The following is a 25,512-nucleotide window of genomic DNA, read 5'->3' on the forward strand; positions in this document are numbered from 1 at the left end:
GCGCCGTGGTGCCACCATCGGTGCATGCGGACCGAGCCGAGCCACGACGTCGCCGTCCTCGAGACCTTGCTGCGGGCGCAGTGGCTGCGCCTGCGCGACTGGATCGACGAGCGGGACCTCGCGCTCGACGACGCCCCGAGCGCGCTCCCCGGCTGGACCGTCGGGGAGCTGGTCGTGCACCTCGGCATGGCGATGGGCACCCTGACGCGGGCACAGCCCGCGCCGCCCGACGCCGAACCGCTCACCTTCGCGGCGTACGTCACCACGTACCCGGAGACGGCCGAGGACATCGCGGAGCGCACGCGCCGCCTGGCCGACGAGACGCGTGACGGACCCCTGCCCGCCGTCGAGCGCATGGTGGAGCAGGCGCTCGCGCAGCTCGTGGTGCTTCGCGACCTCGGCGCCGACCCCGTGGTCGCCGCCCGCCGCGGGCCGGTGCTGCTCTCGACGCTGCTGGTCACGCGGCTGCTCGAGCTCGTGGTGCACGGCGACGACCTCGTGCGCTCGGTCGGCGGCACCGCGCCCGGGACGCTCGGGCCGCTCGAGCCCGGCGCGCTGCTCGTGGTCGCGGAGGCGCTGCGGGCCGCGCTCGTCGAGACCGGTGGCCCGGGCCTCGAGGTGGCGGACGCTCTCGCCTGGACGCGCGTCGCGTGCGGCCGGGTACCCGCGACCGCCGACGCCGTCGGCTCGGCCCTGCGCCCCCGTCACCTCGGCGACGGCCTGCCAGAGGTCGCCGGCCTGCTGCCGCTGCTCTGAGGCCTTACCGTGGCGACCATGGTCGCCACCGGAGCCGACAGCGCCCCCACCAGCAGCGCCCCCACCAGCAGCGCCCCCACCGACATGCTCGCCGCGGTCGCCGTCGCGGCGGATCGCACGGACCCGCTGGCCGCGCTCGAGGTGCGGCGCGTCCCCCGGCCGGTCGCCCCCGAGCACTGGTCGGTGGTCGACGTCCGCGCGGCCTCGCTGAATCAGCACGACCTGTGGTCCCTGCGCGGCGTCGGCCTGGCGGCCGAGCTCCTGCCGATGGTGCTGGGCACCGACGCGGCGGGCGTGACCGCGGACGGGCGCGACGTCGTCGTGCACGGCGTGATCGGGGCGACGGGGCACGGGGTGGGCCCGGACGAGCGGCGGTCGCTGCTGTCGGAGCGGTACCCGGGCACGCTCGCGGAGCAGGTCGCGGTGCCGACGTGGAACCTCGTCGACAAGCCGGCGGAGCTCTCCTTCGCCGAGGCGGCCTGCCTCCCGACGGCGTGGCTCACCGCCTACCGGATGCTCTTCGTGAGCGCGGGCCTGCGGCCGGGCGACCGCGTGCTGGTCCAGGGCGCGGGCGGCGGCGTGTCGACGGCGGCGGTCCGGCTGGGTGCGGCAGCCGGGCTCGAGGTGGTGGTCACCTCGCGCGACGCGGGGCGCCGGGAGCGCGCCCTGGCGCTGGGCGCGACCCACGCCGTCGAGCCGGGCGGGCGGCTGCCGTTCCGGGTCGACGCCGTGCTCGAGACCGTCGGGCAGGCCACCTGGGCGCACTCGATGCGCGCGGTGCGCCCGGGCGGCGTCGTCGTCGTGGCGGGGGCGACCACCGGCGACCAGCCGGGCGCGGAGCTCTCGCGCGTCTTCTTCACCGAGCTGCGCGTGGTCGGCGCGACGATGGGCACGAAGGAGGACCTCGAGGCGCTGCTGCGGTTCTGCGTCCGCAGCGGCGTGCGCCCGGTGATCGACTCGACCGTCCCGCTCGCCCGCGTCGGCGAGGGCCTGGCGCGGCTCGCGTCAGGCGAGCAGTTCGGCAAGGTCGTCGTGACGATGGCGGATGCCTGACCCTTGCGCGCACTCAGCGAGAGCCCTATCGTTTATCGATAGTATCGATTCTCGATAGGGAGCGAGCGAGCGATGGACGAGCGGAAGCAGGACAGGCGACTGACCCTCGCGGTCGTCGCCGTGTGGGTGTGCGCGGGGATCATGGCGCTCGGCGCCGTCATCGCGGCGGCCGTGCTCGCCAAGGGCGGTGCGCTCTGGACCCTCGGCGGCGCCGACGGCGACCTCGACATCGTGCAGATGGGGCTGCTCGACCAGGTCACGCCGGAACCGGGCCTCGACCCCGTCCTGGCCGACATCCCCCTGGCCAACCGGCTGCTGTTCGCCGTGGCGCCCCTGGTCACCGCGGCGTCCTGGCTCATCGCGGCCGTCCTGGTCACGCGCGTCCTGCGCGGGATCGCCGCAGGCCGCCCGTTCGGGGCCGACGTCGTCCGGAGGCTGCCCCGCGCGGCCGTGGCCCTCGGCGCGGGAGCGCTCGCGAACCTCGGCGCCGACATGGTCGCGACGATCGCGCTCACGGCGTCCCCGCAGGTCAACGACCTCTACTCGACGATGGCCAGCGAGGGCTTCGACTTCCCGGGCACGACGTTCGTGTGCGCCGTGATCATCGGGGCGCTGGGCGTCGCATTCCGCCGTGGCGCCGTCATGGAGCGCGAGCTGGCCGGGTTGGTCTGAGATGGCACGGCCCACCGGCGACACCCCCGATGACCTCGACCTCGACGCGACGGACGACGACGCCACCCACATCCAGTGCCGGCTCGGCGAGGTCCTGGCCGAGCGGGGCATGACGCTCACCGAGCTGTCCGCCCGCACCGGCATCACCGTCGTGAACCTGTCGGTGCTCAAGAACAACCGGGCCCGCGCCGTCCGGTTCAGCACCCTGGCGCGCATCTGCGCCGTGCTGCAGACCACGCCGGGCGAGCTGCTGGTGCACGCACCGCCGGAGCGGCCCGAGTCGCCGTCGTAGCGGGCGCTCGGACCGGTCGGTCAGAACTGCTCGGGGAACACGGCCGCCGCGAGCTCGGCGAGCGTCGGGCCGGTGGCGCTGTCGACGTGCCACACCTGCCACGAGTCCAGCGGCCCGTCGACCCCGCTGATCGCGCGGGTCGCCGCGTCGACGTCGCCGAACCGGGACCCGTTCGCGAGCTCGACGAAGCCGTCGGGACGCAGCGTGGCCTCGAAGCACACGTCGCCGTCGGGGCACCACACGAGGGGCGCCGGGCCCTCGAGCGCGTCCGCGAGCGCGACGAGCACCGGGTCGGCGGGCTCGGGCGCGCGCTCGGCCATCCGGACCGCGTACGGCGGCGCCACGACGGCGGGCGCAGGGCGGGCCGGCGTCGGTACGTGGGGTGCGGGCGCGGCCTGGACCCGCTCGTACGCGGGCGGCGGAGCCACCGGCGCCGCGGCGACCGGCGGCTGCGGGGCGACCGGCTGCGAGGCCGTCACCCGCGCGGGCGACCGGCGCTCGTCGTGGCGCCGCTCCCAGGGGTCGCCACGCACGTCGTCGTAGCGGCGGGCGAGGCTGTACCGCTCGTCGTCGAACGGGTCGTCCCAGCGCTGGAGTGGCGTCGACGGCCCGAGCCGGCGCTCGGGCCGGGTCGCCGACGTCGAGCGGAACAGCGGCGTCGGGTCGAAGAGGGGGTCTGGGCGCTCCGGCTCGGCCCACGGCGGGAGCTCGAAGTCGCGCCGCGGCGGCGTCGGGCGGGCGACCGGCGACAGCTCGACCACGCGCTGGCCGTCGGGCTCGGTGACCACCTGCGCCCGCAGCACGTCCACCTGGTAGCGCGGCTGGAGCAGGAACTCGAGCACGTCGGCGGCGCCGGCCGACACGTGCGAGCAGACGAGCAGCAACCGGGCGCCGCCGCGCACGAACGTCGAGAGCAGCGCCGTCGCGGGCACGGTCAGGCGGAAGGCCGCCAGGTGCGACGCGAACCGGTCGGCGCCGCCGCTGTAGGCCTCCGCGAGGTCGCGCGTGGTCATCCGCGCCGCCCGGCCGGCGTGCCGCAGGGCGGCCATGACGGCGTCCTCGTCGAGGATCGCCACCACCTCCACGACGACGGGCTGGCCGGAGGCGTCCACGGCGAGCAGGTAGGGCTCGTCACGTCCCGGCGTGCGTGCGCGCAGCGGCATCAGGTGCTCGCCGAGCAGCGCGTCCAGCTGGTCGGCGACCATCGCCTGCGGTGGCGTCGTGCGTCCGCGGGGCTGCGGGGGCGCGACGGCGGGGTTCGTTGTCATGGCGTCTCTGCACAGTTCGACGAGGGGGTGTGTCTACCTGGCCAGGCGACTCTAGCCGCTGAGCGCCGTGTCCGGAATGCCCGGAGTAGTCCCGGCTCGCCCCGGACACCCGGACGGGTGACACGTGTCGGCCGAACGGGTGACCTGACCAGGGACGATGGGCCTGACCTCCGCCCGCCGCCCCCCGCAGCGGATCTCGCGCCGGTTCAGCGCGTGAGCAGCTGCGCCAGGTGCACGCCCTTGACGTTCGCGAGCTGGTCCGCCTGCGTCCGGCAGGAGAACCCGTCGGCGAGCAGGACCGTGCCCGGCTCGGCCTCGCGCAGGGCCGGGAGCAGCGCGTTCTCCGCCACCGCGACCGACACGTCGTAGTGCCCGGCCTCGTAGCCGAAGTTCCCCGCCAGGCCGCAGCAGCCGGCGAGCGTCGTCACCGTCGCCCCGGCGCGCCGCAGCAGCGCGAGGTCGGCCTCGTAGCCCATCACGGAGTGCTGGTGGCAGTGCGGCTGCGCGACGACGGTCGTCCCGGTCAGGTCCGCCGGCTCCCACGCCTGGTCCGGCCCGTCGGGCCCGTCGGACGTGAGGAGCTCGGCGAGCGTGCGGGTGGCGCGCGCGACGGCGACGGCGCGCGGGTCGTCGGGGTTGAGCTCCACGAGGTCGCTGCGCAGCAGCGCGGTGCAGGACGGCTCGACGCCGACGATCGGCACCCCGTTGACCGCGAAGGGCCCGAGGATCCCCAGCAGGTGCTGCTGGCGCTTGCGGGCCCCCTCGAGCTGGCCCGTGGACACCCAGGTCAGGCCGCAGCAGGCGTCCTCCTTGGGCACGATCACCTCGTACCCGGCGGACTCGAGCAGGTGCACGACGGCGCCCGGCACGTCCGGGTCGAACGCGTCGGAGAACGAGTCGTCCCAGACCACGACCCGGCGGACGGCGTCGGACGAGCCGCTCGCACCGGCCCGCGCGTGCCCGGTCGCCTCCCCCACGCCCTGCGGCCGGTGGTGCTGCGCGCGGTCGCGCGCCCAGCCGGCGCGGAACGACGTCGTCGCGAAGCGCGGGATGCCGCGCCGCGGGTCGAGCCCGGCCACCCGGAGCACCACCGAGGCGAGGGGTCGGATGCCGAGGAACCAGTTCGCCAGGCCCGCGAGGTGCAGCCTCGACACGAGCCGGGTCCAGCGCGGCAGCCAGCCGAGGGCGTAGTGGTTGCGCGGGCGCAGCCGGCGCCGGTACGCGCGGTGCAGCACCTCGGCCTTGTACTGCGCCATGTCGACGCCGGCCGGGCAGTCGGACGAGCACGCCTTGCAGGACAGGCACAGGTCGAGCACCTCGCGGAGCTCCTTGGCCCGCCAGCCGCCCGTGACGAGCGTGCCGTTGGCGAGCTCCTGCAGCACCCGGGCGCGGCCGCGCGTGACGTCCTTCTCCTCGCCGGTGGCCTGGTAGGAGGGGCACATGAAGCCGCCGTCGGCGGACGTGTCGGCGCGGCACTTGCCCACGCCGACGCAGCGGTGCACGGCCTTCGTGAAGTCGCCGTCGTCGTGCGGGAAGGAGAAGCCGGTCGCCTTGGGCAGGGGGCGCGCGTGCGGGCGCCGCAGGTCGGCGTCGAGCGGGCGCGGCGCCACGAGGATGCCCGGGTTGAGCAGGTCGGCCGGGTCGAACAGGTGCTTGACGCCCGCGAACACCTCGAGCGCCTGTGGGGAGTACATGACGGACAGCAGCTCGCTGCGCGCCCGCCCGTCACCGTGCTCACCCGACAGCGACCCGCCGTGCGAGGCCACCAGCTGCGCCGCCTCGGTCATGAAGGACCGGAACGCGGGCACCCCGGCCGGCGTCTCGAGCGGCAGCCCGACGCGCACGTGCACGCAGCCGTCGCCGAAGTGCCCGTACGTCAGGCCGTCCACGCCGTGCGCGGCCATCAGGGCCTCGAACTCGCGCAGGTAGGCACCCAGCTTCTCGGGGGGCACCGCCGCGTCCTCCCAGCCCGGCCACGCCTGCACGCCGTCGGGGGTGCGCCCGGCGAGCCCGACGCCGTCGGCCCGGATCTGCCACATCGCCGAGGCCTCCGGGCCCGGTGGGACGACGCGCGAGGCGAGCGCGCCGGCGTCGGCGACCAGGGCCTCCGCGGCCGCCACGGCCTCGGCGCGGCTCGCGCCGCCCATCTCCACCAGCAGCCAGCCGGCGCCGTCCGGCAGAGCCGGCACCCTGGCCTCACCGCGGTGCCGGCGGACGACGTCGACCAGCCGCGCGTCGAGGCCCTCCACCGCGAGCGGGGCGTGCGCGAGCAGGGCGGGGACGGCGTCGGCGGCCGCCGGCATGTCCGGGTAGCCGAGCACGACGAGCACCGCGGCGTCGGGGACCGGCACGAGCGACACCGTCGCGGAGAGCACCGTGACGAGCGTGCCCTCGGTGCCCACGAGCATCTTCGCGAGGTCCGTGCCCCGCTCGGGCAGCAGGTGCTCGAGGGAGTAGCCGGAGACCTGGCGGGAGAACCGGCCGAGCTCGGTGCGCAGCAGCGGCAGGTTCGCCGCCACCAGGTCCGCCAGGCCCGGGACCGGGGCGAGCGCGCCGTCGCCGCGCGTGGCGGTGAACCGGCGGCCCAGGCCGTCCACCACGTCCAGGCCGACGACGTTGTCCACGGTCCGCCCGTACGCGACGGCGCGCGGCCCGCACGCGTTGTTGCCGATCATGCCGCCGAAGGTCGCGCGGTTCTGCGTCGAGGGGTCCGGGCCGAAGCGCAGGCCGAACGGCTTCGCCGCCTTCTGCAGGTCGCTCATGATCACACCCGGCTGCACGACGGCGGTGCGCGCCTGCGGATCGATCTCGCCGATCGCGTTCAGGTACCGCGAGGTGTCCACGACGATCCCGGTCCCGATGGCGTTGCCGGCCACCGAGGTGCCTGCCCCGCGCATCGTCAGCGGGGTGCCCGTGGCGCGTGCGACCTCGGTCACGGCGAGGAGGTCGTCGACGTCCCGCGGCACGACGACGACCTGCGGCACGACGCGGTAGTTCGACGCGTCGGTGCTGTACTCGGCGCGCACCCGGGTACTGGTCTCGACGTCGCCCCGGACGGCGGCCCGCAGGGCCCGGACGACGTCCGCGGCCCCCTCGGCGACAGGTGCGGCGGCAGAGGTGGCGGTCACGCGCGCATCCTGCCACGCGGCCCGGGGGCCACGACCGGGCCCCGCGCGCACAGGAGCGATCTGACCAGCAGGCGGACGGGCGCCGTCGGCCAGCGGGTGCGGGCCGGCTCGCCGCGGGGGAGCCTGGACCCTCCGACCAGCCGCCACCCGCGGCAGACAGGGGGGACCGTGCGCGCACTGACCTGGCAGGGCACCGAGAAGCTCAGCGTCGAGACCGTCCCGGACCCGGGCATCCTCGAGCCCACCGACGCGCTCGTGCAGATCACCTCGACCGCGATCTGCGGGTCGGACCTGCACCTGTACTCGACGCTGGGCATGTTCATCGACGCCGGTGACGTGCTCGGCCACGAGCCGATGGGCCGGGTGCTCGAGGTCGGCTCGGCGGTGACGAACCTGCGGCCCGGCGACCGCGTCGTCGTGCCGTTCGTCATCGCGTGCGGGCGCTGCTGGATGTGCGAGCGCGGCCTGCCCACGCAGTGCGAGACGACGCAGGTCCGCGCGCACGCGAAGGGTGCCGCGCTGTTCGGCTACACCAAGCTCTACGGCCAGGTCCCGGGCGGGCAGGCGGAGTACCTGCGCGTCCCGCACGCGGACTACGGCCCCGTCGTGGTGCCCGACGACGGCTCGCCCGACGAGCGCTGGCTCTACCTGTCCGACGTCGTGCCCACGGCCTGGCAGGGCGTGTCCTACGCGGACGTGCCGAGCGGGGGCAGCGTCGTCGTGCTCGGCCTGGGTCCGATCGGCCAGATGGCCGCGCGGATCGCGGCCTACCGCGGCGCCGGGACCGTCGTCGGCGTGGACCTGGTGACCGAGCGGCTGCAGATGGCGCGCCGGCACGGGGTCGACGTCGTCGACCTGCGCGACGTCGGGCTGGACGGCCTGCCCGACGCGATGCGGGACCTCACCGGTGGGCGCGGCCCCGACGCGGTGATCGACGCCGTCGGGATGGAGGCGCACGGGTCACCGGTCGCCGAGGGGATCGCGAAGGCGACCGCCCTGCTGCCCGACGCCGCCGGCCGGGCGCTCATGGGCAAGGCGGGCATGGACCGGCTCGCGGCCCTGCACGCGGCGATCGCCATCGTGCGGCGCGGCGGGACGCTGTCCCTGTCGGGCGTCTACGGCGGGGCGGCCGACCCGATGCCGATGCTCGAGCTCTTCGACAAGCAGGTGCAGGTGCGGATGGGCCAGGCGAACGTGCAGCACCTGGTGCCCGAGGTGCTGCCGCTGGTGGCGCGCGACGACGACCCGCTCGGCGTCCTGGACCTGCGCACGCACCGGGCGAGCCTCGAGGACGCGCCGGCGATGTACGAGACCTTCCAGAAGAAGCAGGACGGCTGCATCAAGGTCGTCCTGGACCCGGCCCTGCCGCAGGGCACGGTGGACCGCACGCCGGTCGGCTCGCCGACGCCGCCGGAGTAGTCGACGTCCGCGGCGCCGCCCCCGCCGACCTCCCCCGGGCGCCCCTCAGCCCGCAGATCACGAACATCGGTGCGTTCTGCGAACGACCGTCGTTCGAACCTGCGTCGACGTTCGCGTTCGAACGACGGTGGGAGTGGCGGCGCCCGGGCGTCAGACCAGGGTGATCGTGGTCCCCGCCAGCGCCTTGCTGACCGGGCAGGTCGCCTTGGCCTCCTGCGCGATGCGGCGGAAGTCGGCGTCGTCCAGACCGTCCGCGGAGCCGGTGACGCTCAGGCGGATGCCGGGGATGTGGAAGCCGCCCGCGGGGTCCGGCGCCAGGTCGACCTCGGCCGTGACGTCGAGGCTCGTGGGGTTCCCGCCCGCCTGGCCGAGCAGCGCGGAGAACTGCATGGCGTAGCAGGACGTCAGCGCCGCGGCGATCAGCTCCTCCGGGCTGGTGGTGCCGTCGGCGTCGTCAGCGGCACGCTTGGGGAAGGACACGGCGAACGTGCCGACCCCAGAGCTGGCGAGCGTGACCTCGCCCGAGCCGTCGGCGAGCGAACCGGTCCAGGCGGTGCGTGCGGTGCGGGTGGCCATCGGGAACCTCCGTTGGGCGGTCGAGCGATCCGGTCGGTCGAACGGTCCAACGTAACCCGGCCGTGCCGCCGTCGGCATCAGGAGGTGATCACGGTGGCGAGGTCGGGAGGCGTCCGCAGCGACGACGTCGTCGGCCGCCCGGACAGGGTGGACGCGGCGTTCGCGGCGTGCCCCCGCACCGGGTTCCTGCCGCCGTCGGAGCAGCGGCACGCGGGCCGGGACCACCCGCTGCCGATCGGGCACGGCCAGACGTCGTCGCAGCCCAGCACCGTGGCGCGCATGCTGCGCATGCTCGACGTCCCCCCGGGCGCCCGGGTGCTCGACGTCGGCTCGGGCTCGGGCTGGACGACGGCGCTGCTGGCCCACCTCGTCGGGCCGACGGGCTCGGTGCTGGGCGTCGAGCTGGTGCCGGACCTCGCCACCTGGGGCGCGCGCAACCTCGCCGCGACGGGGCAGGGCTGGGCGCGGATCGTCCTGGCGCGCCCGGGGGTCCTCGGCGTGCCGGACGAGGGCCCGTACGACCGCGTCCTCGTCTCGGCGGAGGCGCGGGAGCTGCCGACGGCGCTCGTGGACCAGCTCGGCCCGGCGGGCCGGATGGTCGTCCCGGTCGCGTGGGGCCTGGACGTGGTCCAGCGCACCGCCGACGGCGTGACGATCACCCGCCACGAGGGCTACCGCTTCGTCCCCCTCCGCTGACCCCAGTGGAGCGTTCCTCCCGCGAGTGGAGCGAACTCGACCGACACGCCCGCGTGTCCCGTCGGCTTCGCTCCACTCGAAGGGTGGCCGGGTCGGTGCGCGTGAACAGCCGAGGGCCCGGCCCGCTTGTGGCGAGCCGGGCCCTCGGTTCCGTCAGGGTGCTGACCGGGTGATCAGGGGGTCAGCGGGTGTCGCCGCCGCCGGAGACGACGGCCGCACGGCCGGCCTCCAGACGCGCGATCGGGATGCGGAACGGCGAGCACGACACGTAGTCGAGCCCGACGCCGTGGAAGAAGTGGATCGACTCGGGGTCGCCACCGTGCTCGCCGCAGACGCCCAGGTGGATGTCGGGGCGCGTCGCCTTGCCCTTCTCCACCGCGAGCGCGACGAGGCCGCCGACGCCCTGGGTGTCGATCGACTCGAACGGCGACACCGAGAAGACGCCCTTCTCCGTGTACTGGTTGAAGAACGCGCCCTCGACGTCGTCACGCGAGAAGCCCCACGTGGTCTGCGTCAGGTCGTTCGTGCCGAAGGAGAAGAACTCGGCGACCTCCGCCATCCGGTCCGCCGTGTAGGCGGCGCGCGGCAGCTCGATCATCGCGCCGATCGGGATGTCGAGCTCGACACCCTGCTCCTTCGCGACCTCGGCCAGCACGACCTCGGCCTCGTCGCGGATGAGGTGCAGCTCCATGACCGACGCCGCGAGCGGGATCATGATCTCCGCCTTGGGGTTGCCGCCGGCCTTGATCCGGGCCGCCTGGGCCTCGGCGATCGCGCGCACCTGCATGGTGAACAGGCCCGGGATGACGATGCCGAGACGCACGCCGCGCAGGCCGAGCATCGGGTTCGCCTCGCGCGTCTTGTTGACCGCGGTGAGCAGCATCCGGTCGCGCTCCGCCTCGTCCGACTCGTCCCCGCGCGCCTCGGCGAGGGCGACCTTCACCGACAGCTCGGTGAAGTCGGGGAGGAACTCGTGCAGCGGCGGGTCGATGAGGCGGATGGTGACGGGCAGGCCGTCCATCGCCTCGAGGATCCCGATGAAGTCGCCGCGCTGGAGCGGCATGAGCGCGTCGAGCGCCGTCTGCTGCTCCGCCTCGTCCTTGGCGAGGATGAGGCGCTCGACGAGCACCCGGCGGTCGCCGAGGAACATGTGCTCGGTGCGGCACAGGCCGATGCCCTCGCCGCCCAGCGTGCGGGCGCGGGTGGCGTCCTCGGGCGTGTCCGCGTTGGCCTCGACGCCGAGCCGGCGCACGGAGTCCGCGTGCGTGAGCAGCGCGTCGACGGCGACCACGAGCTCCTTGGTCTCCTCGTCGTCGCCGACCTCGGCGAGCGCGGCCTCCAGGCCGTGCTCGAGGTAGCGCACGACGGGCGACGGCACCACGGGCACGTCGCCGAGGAAGATCTCGCCGCTCGACCCGTCGATGGCGATGACGTCGCCCTCCTTCACGACGGTCCCGTTGACGGTGAACTTCTTGGCGACGACGTCGACGTCGAGCTTCTCCGCACCGACGACGCAGGTGGTGCCCATGCCGCGCGCGACGACGGCCGCGTGCGACGTCTTGCCGCCGCGCGAGGTGAGCACGCCGACCGCGGCGATCATGCCGCCGAGGTCGTCGGGGTTGGTCTCGCGGCGGACCAGGATGACCTGCTTGCCCTCGGCCGCCCACGCGGCGGCGGTGGGCGAGGAGAACACGGCCTGGCCGACGGCGGCACCCGGGGACGCCGCCATGCCCTTGGCCAGCAGCGTGCGCTGGGCGTGCGCGTCGAACTGGGGGAACATCAGCTTCGAGAGCTGCTCGCCGGTCACGCGCTCGATCGCCTCGTCGAGGGTGATGAGGTGCTCCTCGACCAGCTGGTGCGCGATCCGGAAGGCGGCCGCGGCGGTGCGCTTGCCGACGCGGGTCTGGAGCATCCAGAGCTTGCCGCGCTCGACGGTGAACTCGATGTCGCACAGGTCGCGGTAGTGGGTCTCGAGGCGGCGCATGACCTGGCGCAGCTCGGTGTACGCCTTCGGGTCGATCTTCTCCATGTCGGCCAGCGACAGGGTGTTGCGGATGCCGGCGACGACGTCCTCACCCTGGGCGTTGGTCAGGTAGTCGCCGTAGTCGCCCTGCTCACCCGTGGAGGGGTCGCGGGTGAAGCAGACGCCCGTGCCGGAGTCCTCGCCGAGGTTGCCGAAGACCATGGACTGGACGTTGACGGCGGTGCCGAGGTCGTCCGAGATCCGCTCGCGGCGGCGGTAGAGGCGCGCCCGGTCGGTGTTCCAGGAGTTGAAGACGGCCTCGACGGCCAGGTCGAGCTGCGCGCGCGGCGTCTGCGGGAAGTCCTTGCCCGTCTCCTCCCTGACGATCGCCTTGTAGACGCCCACGAGCTCCTTGAGGTCCTCGGCGGTCATCTGCGGGTCGGCCGTGTAGCCCTTGGCCTTCTTCGCGTGGTCCAGGGCGTCCGCGAACTTGTCGCCGTCGATGTCGAGCACCGTCTTGCCGAACATCTGGATGAGGCGGCGGTAGGAGTCCCAGGCGAAGCGCTCGTTGTTCGAGAAGCGCGCGAGGCCGTCCACCGTCTCGTCGTTCAGGCCGACGTTGAGGACGGTCTCCATCATGCCGGGCATCGAGAACTTGGCGCCGGAGCGGACGGACACCAGCAGCGGGTCCTTCACGTCGCCGAGCTGACGCCCGAGCGCGTCCTCCAGGGTGCGGACGGCCTTCGTGACCTCGACCCGCAGCTCCGGCGGGACCTCGCCCGTCTGCATGTAGATGCGGCACGCGTCGGTCGTGATCGTGAAGCCGGGCGGTACCGGCAGGCCGAGGTTGGTCATCTCGGCGAGGTTCGCGCCCTTGCCACCGAGCAGGTCCTTGAGGTCCTTGTTGCCTTCACTGAAGTCGTAGACGTACTTCGCCACGGTGAGCCTCTCTACCTCCGGACGCCCGCCTCGTTGCCGACGTCCACGCAACTCCCAAGACTGCGGGAGCCGGGTCCATCTTCAAGGGGACCTTGGACCCTGCGGAAGACCTGGCGGGAGCCTGTTCCCGGCCTCGTGCGGGCGCCCGACGCGCGGCGTTCGGATGCTGGACAGGTGCCGGCCGGACCGGCCCGTCCGGCCGGGGCCGAAGGTCACACGTGATCATCGTGGGACCCCCCTAGCGTGAAAGAGACAACGATGTCCCTCCTCCACGCATGCATGGGGTTGATCGTGAGCACACGAACGGAAAGTACTGTCCCCGCGTCGCACCGGCGGCCGCGCCGCCTCGCGGCGCTGACCGGCCTCGCCGGCCTCGTCGGGCTCGCCCTCACGGGCTGCTCGTCGGAGAGCTCGGCGTCGGGCGGGGAGTCCCACGGCGGCGAGGTGAACCTCGAGGTGCCGAGCCTGAGCGACGTGGCGATCGTCGGCGGCGACGCCGGCTCCGGCCGCCTGCTCCTGCTCCTCGGCCTCGTGGTCTGCGCGATGGGCCTGCTCTTCGGCTACCTGGTCTACCGCCAGCTGAAGACGCTGCCGGTCCACCCGACCATGGGCGAGGTCGCCGACCTCATCTTCACCACCTGCAAGGCGTACCTGCTCAAGCAGGGCAAGTTCCTCATGGTGCTGTGGGCGTTCATCGCGGCGGTCATCGTCGTCTACTACGGCGTGCTCGTCGAGCTGCCTTGGGGCAAGGTCGCGATCGTCATCGCGTTCAGCCTCGTCGGCATGGCGGGCTCGTACTCCGTGGCGTGGTTCGGCATCCGGGTCAACACCTTCGCCAACGCCCGCACGGCGTTCGCGTCGCTGTCCGGCAAGCCGCTGCCCATGCACCGGATCCCCATGAAGTCCGGCATGTCGATCGGCATGGTGCTCATCAGCCTCGAGCTGCTGACCATGCTCGTCATCCTGCTGTTCCTGCCCGGTGACATCGCCGGCGCCTGCTTCATCGGGTTCGCGATCGGCGAGTCGCTGGGTGCGGCCGCGCTGCGCATCGCCGGTGGCATCTTCACCAAGATCGCCGACATCGGCTCCGACCTCATGAAGATCGCCTTCAAGATCAAGGAGGACGACGCCCGCAACCCCGGCGTCATCGCGGACTGCACCGGCGACAACGCGGGCGACTCGGTCGGCCCGTCGGCCGACGGCTTCGAGACCTACGGCGTCACCGGCGTCGCGCTCGTGACCTTCGTGCTCCTCGCGGTCGACAGCACGGCCATCCAGGCCAGCCTGCTCGTCTGGATCTTCGCGGTGCGCGCGATCATGGTCATCGCCTCGGCGATCTCCTACCTCGCCAACGACGCCTGGGCCCGCGCGAAGTACGCGAGCGCCGAGCGGTTCGACTTCGAGGCCCCGCTCAGCTCGCTCGTGTGGATCACGTCGGTCGTGTCGATCCTCGGCACCTTCGGCATGACGTACGTCGTGCTCGGCGAGGTCGGCGACGGCTCCCTGTGGTGGAAGCTCTCGGCGATCATCTCCTGCGGCACCATCGCGGGCGCGCTCATCCCCGAGCTGGTCAAGGTCTTCACCTCGACCAAGAGCCGGCACACCCAGGAGGTCGTGAAGAGCACCCGCCAGGGCGGCGCCTCGCTGAACATCCTGTCCGGCCTGGTCGCGGGCAACTTCTCCGCCTACTACCTGGGCATGGCGATCGTCGCCCTCATGGGTGCGGCGTTCCTCATCAGCGAGCAGGGTCTCGACGAGGTCATGCTCGCGCCGGCCGTGTTCGCGTTCGGCCTGGTCGCCTTCGGGTTCCTCTCGATGGGCCCGGTGACGATCGCCGTCGACTCCTACGGCCCGGTCACCGACAACGCCCAGAGCGTGTACGAGCTGTCCCTCATCGAAGAGGTCGAGGGCATCGACGCCGAGCTCAAGAAGGACTTCGGCATCGACGTCCAGTGGGACAAGGCCAAGCAGATGCTCGAGGAGAACGACGGCGCGGGCAACACCTTCAAGGCGACCGCCAAGCCCGTGCTCATCGGCACCGCGGTCGTCGGCGCGACCACGATGATCTTCTCGATCATCATGGCGCTGACGGACGGGCTCCAGGAGGGCCTGGGCAACCTCTCCCTCATGCACGCCCCGCTGCTGCTCGGCCTCATCACCGGTGGCGCGGTCATCTTCTGGTTCACCGGCGCGTCCATCCAGGCCGTCACCACGGGCTCCTACCGGGCCGTCGAGTTCATCAAGAGCACGATCAAGCTCGACGGTGTCACCAAGGCGAGCGCCGAGGACTCCCGCAAGGTCGTGGAGATCTGCACGCAGTACGCCCAGCAGGGCATGCTGAACATGTTCCTGGGGATCTTCTTCTCGACCCTCGCGTTCGCGTTCGTGGAGCCGTTCTTCTTCATCGGCTACCTCATCTCGATCGCGATCGTCGGCCTCTACCAGGCGATCTTCATGGCGAACGCCGGCGGCGCCTGGGACAACGCGAAGAAGATCGTCGAGGTCGACCTGCACGCCAAGGGCACGGCCCTGCACGACGCGTCGATCGTGGGCGACACGGTCGGCGACCCGTACAAGGACACCTCGTCCGTCGCGCTCAACCCGGTCATCAAGTTCACGACCCTCTTCGGCATGCTGGCCGTCGAGCTCGGCGTGATGCTGACCAACGACGGCAACGGGACCCTCGTGCACGTCCTCGCGGGCGTCTTCTTCCTGACGTCGGCCTACTTCGTGTGGCGGTCGTTCTACGGGATGCGCATCCAGGCCTCGATGACCGACGAGTCGGACGCCGAGACGGTCGCCCCGGACGACGCCGATGTCACACCTGCGGCGCTGGACGAGGCCGCCGACGCGGAGAAGGCTGAGGTCTAGCCGGACGACGCGTGACGCGCCCCGTTGCGCCCAGTCCGACAAGGACGGGCGCAACGGGGCGCTCGCACGTCTAGGGGAGCTCGGATGAAGATCGCGATCCGCTACAGCGGTGCTCTGGTCGACCACGAGGGCCACGTCGCCGGCCACGACGCGGGGGCCACCCTCGTCCGGCGGCTGCTGCGGGTGTTCCCCGGCTCGACGCTCGTCGGCCCGGGCCCGCGCCACGGCGAGGGCTTCGACGTCGTGCCGCTGGAGTTCGTCGACGGCGAGGACACGCTGGTCATCACGATGGACGTGCTCGACGGCATGGACGTCTGGCGCACCCTCAAGGCCAGCTGCGACGAGCCGCGGGTCATGAACTTCGTCTGGTGGAACACCTCCGAGCGCAGCCACCCGGTGGAGCGCGCGATGCTCGGCCTTTCCTGCGCCCTCTTCCCGACCTTCGCGAACTCGGAGCGCACGGCGAACGAGGTCCGCGAGATCGTCAATGCGACCACCATCCAGCCGCTGGCGGAGAAGGCCCGGATCGCGTGGGTGAACCTCGGCTTCCGCCACGAGCACGTGCAGCCCCGCCAGGAGCCGCCGGTGCCGGTCGTCCTCTACCCGGCCATCTACCTCTCCGACCGCAAGCAGCCCCAGCTGTTCCTCGACGTCGTCGAGCGGGTGGTCAAGCGCACGCCGATCCGCGTCGAGGCGCGCCTGCACGAGTCGCACCTCGTGTCGGACAAGGCGATGCGCCTCTCGCGCCGCGAGTGGGCCTGGGTGGGCCCGCTGACCGCGAGCCGCGAGGACTACTGGCAGGCCCTCGCGCGCACGACGGCGTTCCTCGCCACCGCGACCGACGAGTCCTACGGCCTGGCGTACGTCGAGGCGCTCGCTGCGGGCGTCGTCGGCGTGTTCCCGGACCGGCCGTGGGCCCGGGCGCTGGTCCCTGAGGGCTACCCGTTCTTCTACCGGACGCCCGCCGAGGCGGAGGAGCTGCTGGTCCGGGCCGTCACCGACACGGCGGCGTGCCGGCGTGAGCTGGACGCCGCGGCGGGTGGGGGCTTCCTCGAGTGGCTCAAGGCGCGCCACAACGACGACGTGTTCGAGCAGGCCATCGAGGCCCGCGTGAAGGAGTGGTTCGGGGCCTGACGGACGGCCCGCACGCACCGGGCAGCGGGGCCCCGGCGGACACCGCCAGGGCCCCGCTCCGTCGTCGGGCTCAGGGCACCAAGGGGTCCGAGTCCCCCCAGGCCACGAGGCGCAGGCGCCTGGCGTCGGAGGCGAGGATCTCGGCGACGTGGGACTCGAGCTCGTCCGCGGTGTCCGAGCCTGCCCGCAGGAAACGGCCGGCCAGCCGGTCCAGGCGCCCCTCGGCGACGGCGACCAGGAGCTCGACGACGGCCTCGATCGGCGTCCAGTCGGTGCGGGTGTCGTGCACGGGCATCGACCCGGTCATGTCCGTGCGCACGACGCCCGGGGCGAGGTCGAAGACCCGGAGCCCACGCTCGCGGTACTGGGTGTCGAGCTCGGTCGTGAGCCTGGCCAGCGCGCCCTTGCTGATGGCGTAGCCGGTGTAGTCCGACGTCCCGCGGTGCCCGGCGCCGGAGTTGATGTTGACGACGCGCCCGCCACCCCGGGCGAGCATCCCCGGCAGCAGGGCGTGCGCGGTGTTCATCGGGCCGCGGACGTTGGTCTCGACGACGCGCCACATGTCGAGCAGGTCGTCGTCGCCGAAGGGCACCTCGCGCCGCTCGACGACGCCGGCGTTGTTGACCAGGAGCCCGACGCCGCCGAGGGCCTCCTCGACCTGCGCGAGCGCGTCGTGCGCCGCGGCCGGGTCCGTCAGGTCGGCCACCCCGACCGCCGTCCGCACGCCCGGGGCGGCGGCGGCGACCTGCGCCCGCGCGTCGGCCAGGTGCTCGGCGGTCCGGCCGACGAGGCCGACCGACCAGCCGCGCGCGGCGAGGCCGAGGGCGAGGCCGCGGCCGATGCCGCGACCGGCTCCGGTGACCACCGCGGTCCGAGGGAGCGCGGGCAGGGCGGGGGGCGCGGGGGGCAGGGCGTGGGTCGTCATGCCCTCATCCTCGCCCAGCCGCGTCACCGCGTCGGCAGCGACCGGACCAGGTGGCGGAACTCCAGGTCCGGACGCAGCGGCACCCCGAACCGCTCGTCCCCGTACGGGAACGGCGAACGCTCGCCCGTGTCCGCGAAGCCGAGCCGCTCGTACCATGCGATGAGCTCGGCCCGCTGCGCGATCACGGTCATCTCGAGACGCTGCGCGCCCGCGGCGCGGGCCCGCGCCTCGGCGGCGCCGAGCATCACCCGGCCGAGGCCGCGCGCCTGGGCGTCCGGCCGGACGGCCAGCATCCCGACGTAGCAGCTGCCGTCCGCGCGCTCCTGCACGTGGCAGCAGGCGAGGAGCGAGCCGTCGCCCGCGGACGCGTCGTCGAGCACGAGCACCGTGCTGCCGGGCACGTCGAGCAGGGCGCGCACCATCGCGTCGTCCGCCCGCTGCCCGCCGAGCAGGTCGGCCTCGGTGGTCCAGCCGGCCCTGCTCGCGTCGCCGCGGTACGCGGACTGCACCAGGGCGACGACGGCCGGGACGTCGTCGTCGGTCGCAGGACGGGGCACAGGGCTGGTCACGGGGCTGGTCACGGCTCGCCATCCTGCCAGCGGGCGGGGGCGCGCGCGGGCGACGCCGACGCGCGTTACAGGCCGTCCGCCGCCGCCGCGGCGACCCGGAGCCAGGCGCGCCGCGTGGCCTCGGACAGGTTGTCCACCTCGATGGGGCCGCCCGAGACCAGCGCGGGCTCGTACGGCACCTCGAGCACGGCCCGCGTGAGCCGGCCGAAGTGGTCGTGCAGACGCGCGGTGAGCTCGGTGTCGATGCGCGGGGCGGGCTGGCTGAGCACGGTGACCGCGCGCGCCACGGCCTCCTCGTGGCCGGTCGCGCGCAACGCGTCGAGCGCCCAGGCGGCCGACTGCGCGGTGTCCTCGCGCATCGTCGAGACGACGACCACCTGGTCCGCCGCCTCGATCGCCGCCTGCCAGTTCGAGGCCCGCATGTTGTTGCCCGTGTCGATGACGAGCAGCCGGTAGAAGCGCAGGAGCGTGCGGTGCAGCGCGCGGAACGCGAACCCGTCGACCGACGCCGCCGACGCCGCGTCCTCGTCCGAGGCGAGGACGTCGAACTGCGCGGACCCCTGCGAGCGCACGTACGCGTCCAGGTCGCCGACGCGCGAGGAGCTGGGGTCGGCGAACCGGTCGAGGTCCTCGAGCAGGTCGACCGCGGTCCGCGTGTGGTGCGTGTGGCGGGACCGCCAGCCGAGCGTGCCGCGCGTCTCGTTGTTGTCCCAGGCGAGGGTGTACCCGCCGCGCAGGCGCCCGTACGTGGCCGCCAGCATCAGCGTGGCCGTGGTCTTGTGCGCGCCCCCCTTGGGGTTGATGACGACGATCGTGCGGGGACCGTCGAGCGGCCGCTGGACCGCGGCCACCGCCGCCCGCTCCGCGCGCTCGGCCGGACCCGGCTCGGGGGCCAGAAGCCCGCCGCTCACCCGGCGCACGACGGCGCGCCAGCCCCACTCGGCCGGGCCGTCGGCCGGGGCGGGCCGGGTGGACATGAGGTCGTCGAGCGTGGGCGGGGGCAGGGGCACCGCGCCGGTGGACGCGATCACGGGGAGGTCCCGCTGGACGGGCTCGCGCTCGTGGGTGTCCTCGTCGACGGCCTGGGGGTCGGTCGGCTGGAGGTCGGTCGGCTGGAGGTCGGTCGGCTGGAGGTCGGTCGGCTGGAGGTCGATGCGCTGGAGGTCGACCGGCCGGATGCCGAGGAGGCCCATGTCGAGGGGACCCATGTCGAGGGGCTCGACGTCGAGGTGCACGACGTCGAGGTGCACGATGTCGGCCGACTCACCGGTGGGGGCGTCCTCGTCGCGCGAGGGCACGACCGGCTCCCCCACCTGGGTCGGCACCGCGGTCGTGGGTGTCCAGGCCCGCGCCGGGAAGGCGGCGCCCGTGACGGCCGCCCCGAACACCGACACGCGCCGCGGCTGGCCCTCGGCGTCCCCGGGCGCACCGGCGTCGGGCTCCTCGGCGCCCCACAGGCCCGACCCCGAGCCCGGGCCCCAGGGGCGCCGGTCGTCGGCCACCTCGGCCGGCAGCGCGTGGATCGCCGGCTCGTCGAGGTCGCGCGGGTCGAGGTCGCGCGGGTCGACGTCGCGCGGGTCGAGGTCGCGCGGGTCGCTCGTCGTGCCGATGGTCGCGGTCTCCCAGCGGACGTCGTCGGGCTCGACGGGCTCCGGCGGCAGGGCCGGGAGCTCGCCGCGCAGCGCCCACCCGACGGCGGCCTCCCAGGAGTCCGCCTCGCGGGGACCGCTGACGGGGCCGTCGAGCGGGACGTCCGGCGACCCGTCGCCGGACGGTGCCGCAGCGGCCTGCGCCGCCCTCAGCTCGCGGCGGGTGAGCGGTCGCTCCCCCGCCGTCGGGGCCTCGTGGCCTTCGCGTCCGTCCACTGTCTCGCTCCCGCGCGCCGGTGCCGTGTGGGACCCGAACCTACGCCGTACGGGTGAGGAGTGCACAGGCACGACGCGCACGAACTGGGACATTGCGCCCGTCGCGGGCCGGTTTGACCCGGCGGGGGCCGGTCATGCCTCAGTCGGTGGCGAACTGCAGCTGGGCCTCGTCGACCGCGATCACCGACCACACCGAGCCGTCGGCACCCGTCAGCTCGTACGACGGCGCGAGCGCGGTCGCCCCGTCCGCGCCCGTCACGACGGCGACGCCGAGGCGCGCCTGCGTGATCGTCACGAACTGCACCGGCCAGGCGAACGCCGAGCCCGGCGTCAGCGGCGCCGGCGGCGTCCCGTCCGGCTCCTCGGGTGCGACGCTCACGGACGCAGCCGACTCGGCCATCCGCACCGGCCCGGACACGCTCGCGCCGAAGCGGGGGTCGTTGAGCCGCTCGACGGCGGCCGCCGGGCTGATGACGTCGTACTCGCCGAGGTCCACGAGCGCGGCCGTGAACCCGTACAGGCCGCTGACGCCGGCCCCGGTCAAGGTCGCGTTCCAGGTCAGGCCCGTGCGCTGGCCGTCGACGACCTGGTGCCCGACCACGTACGCGTAGGCGGGGTCGCCCGAGTCCTCGACCACGACCTCGTACCCGGCGGGGTCGACGCCGAGCGCCGACATCCGCTCGCGCAGCACGTCCGCGGCGGCCTCACCGGTCGGCGCGTCCCCCAGGTCGCGCTCCTCGCAGGTCTGCGGGGCGACGGGATCCACGAGCCCGGGCTCGACCGCGTCGGTCCCGCCCTCGAGCGTCGCGGCGCAGGCCCAGGTCTCCATGGTCGGGTCCCAGTAGGACAGGCTGCCCAGGCCGTCGGCGCTCAGGGAGACCGTCGGGCCGGTGCCGTCCGTCGAGCCCACCACCCACGACCCGTACTCGAGCCGGGGCTCACCGCTCACGCCGAGCGCGGCCGCGGCCGCCGACGCCCCCGCGGAGGAGACCGCGCCGGCGTCCAGCGCCCACGCCCGCCCGGTCGCGGGCGCGTCCGAGAGCCCGTCCGAGCTGAAGACCGTGCGGCCGTACCAGCCGCCCCAGTAGGTGTCCGCCCCCGCCATCCGGGCGGGGCCCGCCACCGCGGCGCCGTCCGTCGCCGCCATGTCGGCGCCGCCCTCGGCGGCGGCCGACTCCGGCGCCGAGAGCGAGATCGGCGCCTCCGCGGTCAGGTCCGCACCGCCGGTGCCCTCGTCGCCACCGGCGGCGCCGAGCGCGTAGCCGCCCCCGCCACCCGCGACCAGGGCGACGGCGGCGACGGCCGCGGCGCGCGCCGGCCAGCTCGTCAGCCGCCGCCACCGGCGCGCGGCCAGCTCGTCGGTCGCACCGTCCGCCGCCCCGCGCCGCCGGTCGACCGCCGCCCGGAGCGCCGTCAGGTCGGCGTCGGTCAGGCTCGCGTGCACGGCGGGGTCGGCGTCGCGCACCCGGGCGACGGCGTCGTCCTCGGCCTGCCGGTCGAGCGGGAGCTTCTCGTCCACGACTACCTCCTCCGCCCGCGGAGCGCGGGTCTGTTCGGTGCCCGACCTGCTTGTGTCCCGGCGCCCGGGCCGCTTGCAGGATCGCGCTCGAGCCGCCCGCCACACCCACGGGTGCGCGGGCGAGGGTTCACGGAGCGCGCAGGGCGCCGTCCTCGTGCGCGGCGAAGGCCTCGCGCAGGCGCGCGCGGGCCCGGGAGAGCGCCGCGTCCGCGCCGCCGCGGGAGATCCCGAGGACCTCCGCGAGCCCGGCCCCGTCGAGACCCTCCCACGCGTGCAGCACGAGGATCCGCCGGTCCCGTGGCGACAGGGCCGCCAGCACCGCGCGGACCTCGTCGTCGGCGACCGCCAGGTCCTCCGGCTCGTCGTCGGTGGCCTCGTCCGCGATCTCGGCCACCGGCACCGGGCGGCCCTTGCGCCGGTGGTTGGCCAGCACGAAGCCCGCGGTCCGGTAGAGCCAGGGCAGCTCGGCGCCCTCGGGCACGTCGTCGCGGCGCCGCCAGGCGGTGGCCAGGACGTCAGCCGTCAGGTCCTGCGCGTCGTCGCCCGCGCCGCGCCGCAGGAAGTACCTCAGGACGGCCGTCGAGTGCGCGCGAAAGAGCGCGTCGAACCAGGCGTCGTCGCGCACCACGGCTCCCTCCGGCCCGCTCATCCGGTCAGTATGTGTGGCCCGCCGGTGCGATCTTGCACGGACACACCCACGCAGGCGCACGACGTCGCGGCCGGCCGCTCGCCGCGCCGGGCCCGCGCCCCCGACCTACCGTGGCAGGCATGAGCACCCACACCCCACCTCTGCCCGAGAACGACCGGCCCGAGAACGACCGGCCCGACGACGACCGGCCCGAGAACGACCAGCCCGACGAGAGCACGCCCGGCCAGCCCGACGCCCTGACCGGCGCACCGCCCGAGGCGGACGAGATCGCCGCGGCGGACCCGGACCGCGAGGGCGACGACGCCGACCCGTACGAGCTGCGCTCGGGCCTGGAGACCTCGCCCTCCGACGACGACCCCGGCAGCATGCTCAACCGCTGATCGACCCCTGGGTCCGGCGCCGCGACGGCTAGTGTCGCGGCGTGAAGCCGTTCGTCCTCCTGGCCACGCGCGCCGAGGACGAGGCCGCCGACGACGAGTACGAGGCGATGCTCCGGTTCGGCGGTCTCTCGTCCGCGCAGCTGCGCCGCATCCGGCTCGAGGCCGGCCCGATGCCCCCGATCGACCTGGCCGAGGTCTCGGGCGTCATCGTCGGCGGCAGCCCGTTCACCACGAGCGACCCGCCGGAGAAGAAGACCCAGGTCCAGGTGCGCGTCGAGGCCGAGCTGGCCGCTCTCACGCGCGAGGTCCTCGCACGCGAGACGCCGTTCCTGGGCGCCTGCTACGGCGTGGGGACGCTCGGCGTGGTCGCCGGGGGCGTCGTCGACGGCACGTACGCGGAGCCCGTGGGTGCGGTGCCCGTCACGCTCACCGACGCCGGCCGGGCGGACCCGGTGTTCGGCGTCCTCCCCCGCACGTTCGACGCCTTCGTGGGCCACAAGGAGGCGGTCACCGTGCCGCCGCCGGGCGCCGTCGTGCTCGCCACCTCGCCCGGCTGCCCGGTGCAGGCCTTCCGGCTCGGGAGCCACCAGTACGCGACCCAGTTCCACCCCGAGCTCGACGTGGCCGGGATCGTCACGCGCATCGACGTCTACCGGCACGCGGGGTACTTCGCGCCCGACGAGGTCGACGCCCTCACGGCCCAGGTGAGCCGTGCGGACGTCGCCTCGCCGCCGCTGGTGCTCCGCTCGTTCGTCGAGCGCTACGCGCGCTGACCCTGGCACCGCCGCACCGTCAGCACGGCCACCCCGTCAGCACGGCGTGCCGCCGAACGGCGTGCTGCACACGACCCCCGACCACGGCCCCTCGCCGGCCGCGTTGTAGCCCGCCACGCGGAAGTACACGGGACCGGGGTAGGACTCCTCGACGTACTCGAGGTAGGCCGAGGCGTCCCAGATCTTCTTCGCCTGACCCGCGATCATCCGGTCCTCGGCCGTCGCGACCTCGTACTCCGCCGCCGGGCTGAACGGGCCGTCGGGCGACGCCGAGCGGTACACGCGGTACGACGTCGCGTTCGGCACGCCCGTCCAGCTCATCAGGACCTCGCCGGAGCCGGCGCCGTCGACGTCGCCGCTGGCCGAGGGCGCCTCGGTGACGGGCGGGACCACCCGGTCGCCACCGCCGGTCCCGCCGGCACCGCCACCGCCGCCACCCTCGTCGTCCTCGCCCTGCGGGGGCGGGGGCGTCGTCAGCTCGAGGGGGAACGGACCGCTCGCGGCGCGCACGACCCACGGGAACACCGACTGCGGCGGCCCGGCCGCCGATCCGTCCTCCGGACCCCACAGCATCAGGCCCTGCACCACCCACACCTCGTAGACGCCGGGCGCGAGAGGCGCGCCGCCGCAGCCGGCCAGCGTCACCGTGGCGTCCTGGACCACCGCGTCCGCGATCTCACCCGACACGGCGTCGGACGGCACCGTCCGCACGGGCTGCGCCCCCGCGAAGGTCGTCCGGCTGCGCTCGGCGGAGCCCGTGCCGGTCCCGACGACGAACCCGTCCTGCACCAGGACGACGTCGGGCAGGGCCGGGTGCTCGACGGCGTACCAGGAGTCGTCCGTGTCGTCCGCGGGCGCCAGCGTGCCGTGCACCGCGAGCGGGACGGCAGCCGGGTCGACGGTCGAGAGGTCGATCTGGCCGACGTCGAGGCCGACGTCCCAGGCGAGCCACGTCGGCAGCGCCCCGGCATACCCCCGCGCCATCCCGCAGGGCCAGGTGGCCTGGGACGGCGCCTGGAGGTACAGCGGGGTCCCGGCCCACGGCGGCGCCCACGACACCGGGGCCGGCGTCGGCGTCACCGTCACGGCCGGCGGCTCGACGTCCTCGTCCCCGGCGCCGCCGAGCGCCAGCGCACCCGCCGCACCCAGGCCGATCGCGGCGACCCCGCCGAGCGCCAGCACCGAGCCGTACGCCACCCGCCGACGGCGCACGTCGCCGACGAGCCCCGCCAGCAGGTCGGGGCCGTCAGGGCGCTCGGCCGCAACCGCGAGCTCTTCGGCCCGCCCGGCCGTGCGCAGCATCGTCGTCAGGTCCTCGCCCATGGGATCCACCTCCGGGTCCGCGTCAGGGGTCGCGTCAGCGTTCAGGTCGGCCGGCCCGGCGGTCACGTCGCCGCTCGGGTCCGGGCATGGTCGGGCGGGCGTCCCGCGACGGTCTCCACCGTCGCGTCCACGTCGCCCGTCAGCGTCGCCGGCGGCACCCCCAGGAGCGCGCCGAGGTGCCCGACGCCGTCGCTCAGGTAGCGCTTCACCGCACCGTCGCTGACCCCCAGGGCGTCGGCGATGTCGGGCACGGTGAGGTCCTCGTAGAACCGCAGCACCACGCACGCACGCTGCCGCCGCGGCAGGCGCGCGAGGGCGGCGCGCAGGTCGAGCCGGCCGGCGACGTCCGCCTCCGTCGCCGCGGTCGCCCCGGCGAGCCGGGGCAGCAGGGTCAGCCACCGGCCGCGGGCGCGGCCGTGGTCGACGTACGTCGTCGCGATGGCGCGGCGCACGTACGCGTCCGCCGCGTTGAGGGACGGGAACCGCCGCGGTCTCGCGAAGGTCCGCACCAGCGCGTCGTGCACGAGGTCCTCGGCCTCGCCACGATCGCCGGTGAGGAGCGCGGCGTAGGCCACGAGCGCCGGCCGCCGTGTGCGGAGAAGTTCCTCGAGACGCTCGTGCCACGCAGCCATGGCCGCTCCCTGCCCGTGCCGTCAGGTCCGATCCTGTCAGGCGGACCTACGAGATGAACGTCTCTCGAGGGGCGATCGTTGTGCGGCCGGGCGCACCGCCCGCGCCGGCG

General features: G+C 74.4%; 21 protein-coding genes. 10 read left to right on the plus strand and 11 right to left on the minus strand.

The genetic code is table 11. The features are described 5' to 3' along the window. Positions 1-24 precede the first annotated feature (24 nt). From AFE02nite_RS08885 to AFE02nite_RS08900, 4 genes are all read left to right on the plus strand, one after another. Positions 25-756 (plus strand): maleylpyruvate isomerase N-terminal domain-containing protein, encoded by a 732-nt coding sequence (locus AFE02nite_RS08885; protein ID WP_034248674.1) that lies wholly within the window; start codon positions 25-27, stop codon positions 754-756. Positions 757-840: 84 nt separating this feature from the next. Beyond that, complete coding sequence (locus AFE02nite_RS08890; protein WP_146819496.1) at positions 841-1,809, plus strand: zinc-binding dehydrogenase; 969 nt, start codon at positions 841-843, stop codon at positions 1,807-1,809. A 72-nt stretch (positions 1,810-1,881) separates the two neighbouring features. Further along, positions 1,882-2,481 (plus strand): hypothetical protein, encoded by a 600-nt coding sequence (locus AFE02nite_RS08895; protein ID WP_034249877.1) that lies wholly within the window; start codon positions 1,882-1,884, stop codon positions 2,479-2,481. A 1-nt stretch (position 2,482) separates the two neighbouring features. Next, positions 2,483-2,773: a helix-turn-helix domain-containing protein gene (locus AFE02nite_RS08900; RefSeq protein ID WP_052114133.1), complete on the plus strand. Its 291-nt coding sequence runs from the start codon at positions 2,483-2,485 to the stop codon at positions 2,771-2,773. Positions 2,774-2,793: 20 nt separating this feature from the next. Here AFE02nite_RS08900 and AFE02nite_RS08905 read toward each other — a convergent pair whose 3' ends face one another. Together AFE02nite_RS08905 and AFE02nite_RS08910 are read right to left on the minus strand one after the other, a co-directional pair. Beyond that, positions 2,794-4,041: a hypothetical protein gene (locus AFE02nite_RS08905; protein WP_146819465.1), complete on the minus strand. Its 1,248-nt coding sequence runs from the start codon at positions 4,039-4,041 to the stop codon at positions 2,794-2,796. 206 nt (positions 4,042-4,247) lie between these two features. After that, positions 4,248-7,169 (minus strand): FAD-binding and (Fe-S)-binding domain-containing protein, encoded by a 2,922-nt coding sequence (locus tag AFE02nite_RS08910; protein ID WP_222594365.1) that lies wholly within the window; start codon positions 7,167-7,169, stop codon positions 4,248-4,250. A 168-nt stretch (positions 7,170-7,337) separates the two neighbouring features. On the opposite strand from AFE02nite_RS08910, the gene AFE02nite_RS08915 reads away from it, so the two are divergent. Beyond that, positions 7,338-8,588 (plus strand): alcohol dehydrogenase catalytic domain-containing protein, encoded by a 1,251-nt coding sequence (locus AFE02nite_RS08915; RefSeq protein WP_034246962.1) that lies wholly within the window; start codon positions 7,338-7,340, stop codon positions 8,586-8,588. A 150-nt stretch (positions 8,589-8,738) separates the two neighbouring features. On the opposite strand, the gene AFE02nite_RS08920 is transcribed toward AFE02nite_RS08915, so the two are convergent. Beyond that, positions 8,739-9,164, minus strand: a complete 426-nt coding sequence (locus tag AFE02nite_RS08920; RefSeq protein WP_034246964.1) for an OsmC family peroxiredoxin — start codon at positions 9,162-9,164, stop codon at positions 8,739-8,741. A 93-nt stretch (positions 9,165-9,257) separates the two neighbouring features. Between AFE02nite_RS08920 and AFE02nite_RS08925 the strand changes: the two genes are divergently transcribed. After that, entirely contained in the window at positions 9,258-9,860 is a 603-nt protein-coding gene (locus AFE02nite_RS08925) for a protein-L-isoaspartate O-methyltransferase family protein (protein ID WP_222594366.1), read from the plus strand. A 181-nt stretch (positions 9,861-10,041) separates the two neighbouring features. Here the strand turns inward: AFE02nite_RS08925 and ppdK are convergent, their stop codons facing one another. Beyond that, positions 10,042-12,762, minus strand: coding sequence for a pyruvate, phosphate dikinase (gene ppdK / locus AFE02nite_RS08930; protein WP_034246966.1), 2,721 nt, complete (start codon positions 12,760-12,762; stop codon positions 10,042-10,044). 291 nt (positions 12,763-13,053) lie between these two features. Between ppdK and AFE02nite_RS08935 the strand changes: the two genes are divergently transcribed. Next, the gene (locus AFE02nite_RS08935) at positions 13,054-15,633 is read left to right on the plus strand and encodes a sodium-translocating pyrophosphatase (protein WP_261765554.1); all 2,580 of its coding nucleotides are present in this window, start codon (positions 13,054-13,056) and stop codon (positions 15,631-15,633) included. Positions 15,634-15,717: 84 nt separating this feature from the next. Continuing rightward, positions 15,718-16,767, plus strand: a complete 1,050-nt coding sequence (locus AFE02nite_RS08940; RefSeq protein WP_034246968.1) for a glycosyltransferase family protein — start codon at positions 15,718-15,720, stop codon at positions 16,765-16,767. Between the two features lie 70 nt (positions 16,768-16,837). On the opposite strand, the gene AFE02nite_RS08945 is transcribed toward AFE02nite_RS08940, so the two are convergent. The 5 genes from AFE02nite_RS08945 to AFE02nite_RS08965 form a co-directional block, all read right to left on the minus strand. Then, the gene (locus AFE02nite_RS08945) at positions 16,838-17,692 is read right to left on the minus strand and encodes an SDR family NAD(P)-dependent oxidoreductase (protein ID WP_146819467.1); all 855 of its coding nucleotides are present in this window, start codon (positions 17,690-17,692) and stop codon (positions 16,838-16,840) included. Positions 17,693-17,715: 23 nt separating this feature from the next. After that, positions 17,716-18,273, minus strand: a complete 558-nt coding sequence (locus AFE02nite_RS08950; protein WP_034249066.1) for a GNAT family N-acetyltransferase — start codon at positions 18,271-18,273, stop codon at positions 17,716-17,718. 53 nt (positions 18,274-18,326) lie between these two features. Continuing rightward, positions 18,327-20,126: a MinD/ParA family ATP-binding protein gene (locus AFE02nite_RS08955; protein ID WP_146819468.1), complete on the minus strand. Its 1,800-nt coding sequence runs from the start codon at positions 20,124-20,126 to the stop codon at positions 18,327-18,329. Between the two features lie 139 nt (positions 20,127-20,265). Then, positions 20,266-21,645 carry a hypothetical protein gene (locus AFE02nite_RS08960; RefSeq protein ID WP_146819469.1) on the minus strand — a complete coding sequence of 460 codons (1,380 nt, stop codon included), beginning with the start codon at positions 21,643-21,645 and terminating at the stop codon, positions 20,266-20,268. A gap of 127 nt (positions 21,646-21,772) precedes the next feature. After that, a complete protein-coding gene (locus tag AFE02nite_RS08965) occupies positions 21,773-22,294 on the minus strand; it encodes an RNA polymerase sigma factor (protein WP_034249232.1) in 522 nt (173 codons plus the stop codon). Positions 22,295-22,413: 119 nt separating this feature from the next. On the opposite strand from AFE02nite_RS08965, the gene AFE02nite_RS17385 reads away from it, so the two are divergent. Further along, the gene (locus AFE02nite_RS17385) at positions 22,414-22,674 is read left to right on the plus strand and encodes a hypothetical protein (RefSeq protein WP_034249233.1); all 261 of its coding nucleotides are present in this window, start codon (positions 22,414-22,416) and stop codon (positions 22,672-22,674) included. A gap of 41 nt (positions 22,675-22,715) precedes the next feature. Then, the gene (locus AFE02nite_RS08970) at positions 22,716-23,447 is read left to right on the plus strand and encodes a glutamine amidotransferase (protein WP_034249234.1); all 732 of its coding nucleotides are present in this window, start codon (positions 22,716-22,718) and stop codon (positions 23,445-23,447) included. A 36-nt stretch (positions 23,448-23,483) separates the two neighbouring features. On the opposite strand, the gene AFE02nite_RS08975 is transcribed toward AFE02nite_RS08970, so the two are convergent. Together AFE02nite_RS08975 and AFE02nite_RS08980 are read right to left on the minus strand one after the other, a co-directional pair. Continuing rightward, positions 23,484-24,770: a hypothetical protein gene (locus AFE02nite_RS08975; protein WP_146819470.1), complete on the minus strand. Its 1,287-nt coding sequence runs from the start codon at positions 24,768-24,770 to the stop codon at positions 23,484-23,486. A 62-nt stretch (positions 24,771-24,832) separates the two neighbouring features. Further along, the gene (locus AFE02nite_RS08980) at positions 24,833-25,402 is read right to left on the minus strand and encodes a SigE family RNA polymerase sigma factor (protein ID WP_052114167.1); all 570 of its coding nucleotides are present in this window, start codon (positions 25,400-25,402) and stop codon (positions 24,833-24,835) included. Positions 25,403-25,512 lie beyond the last annotated feature (110 nt).

Source organism: Actinotalea fermentans (assembly GCF_007991475.1).
Classification (GTDB): domain Bacteria; phylum Actinomycetota; class Actinomycetes; order Actinomycetales; family Cellulomonadaceae; genus Actinotalea; species Actinotalea fermentans.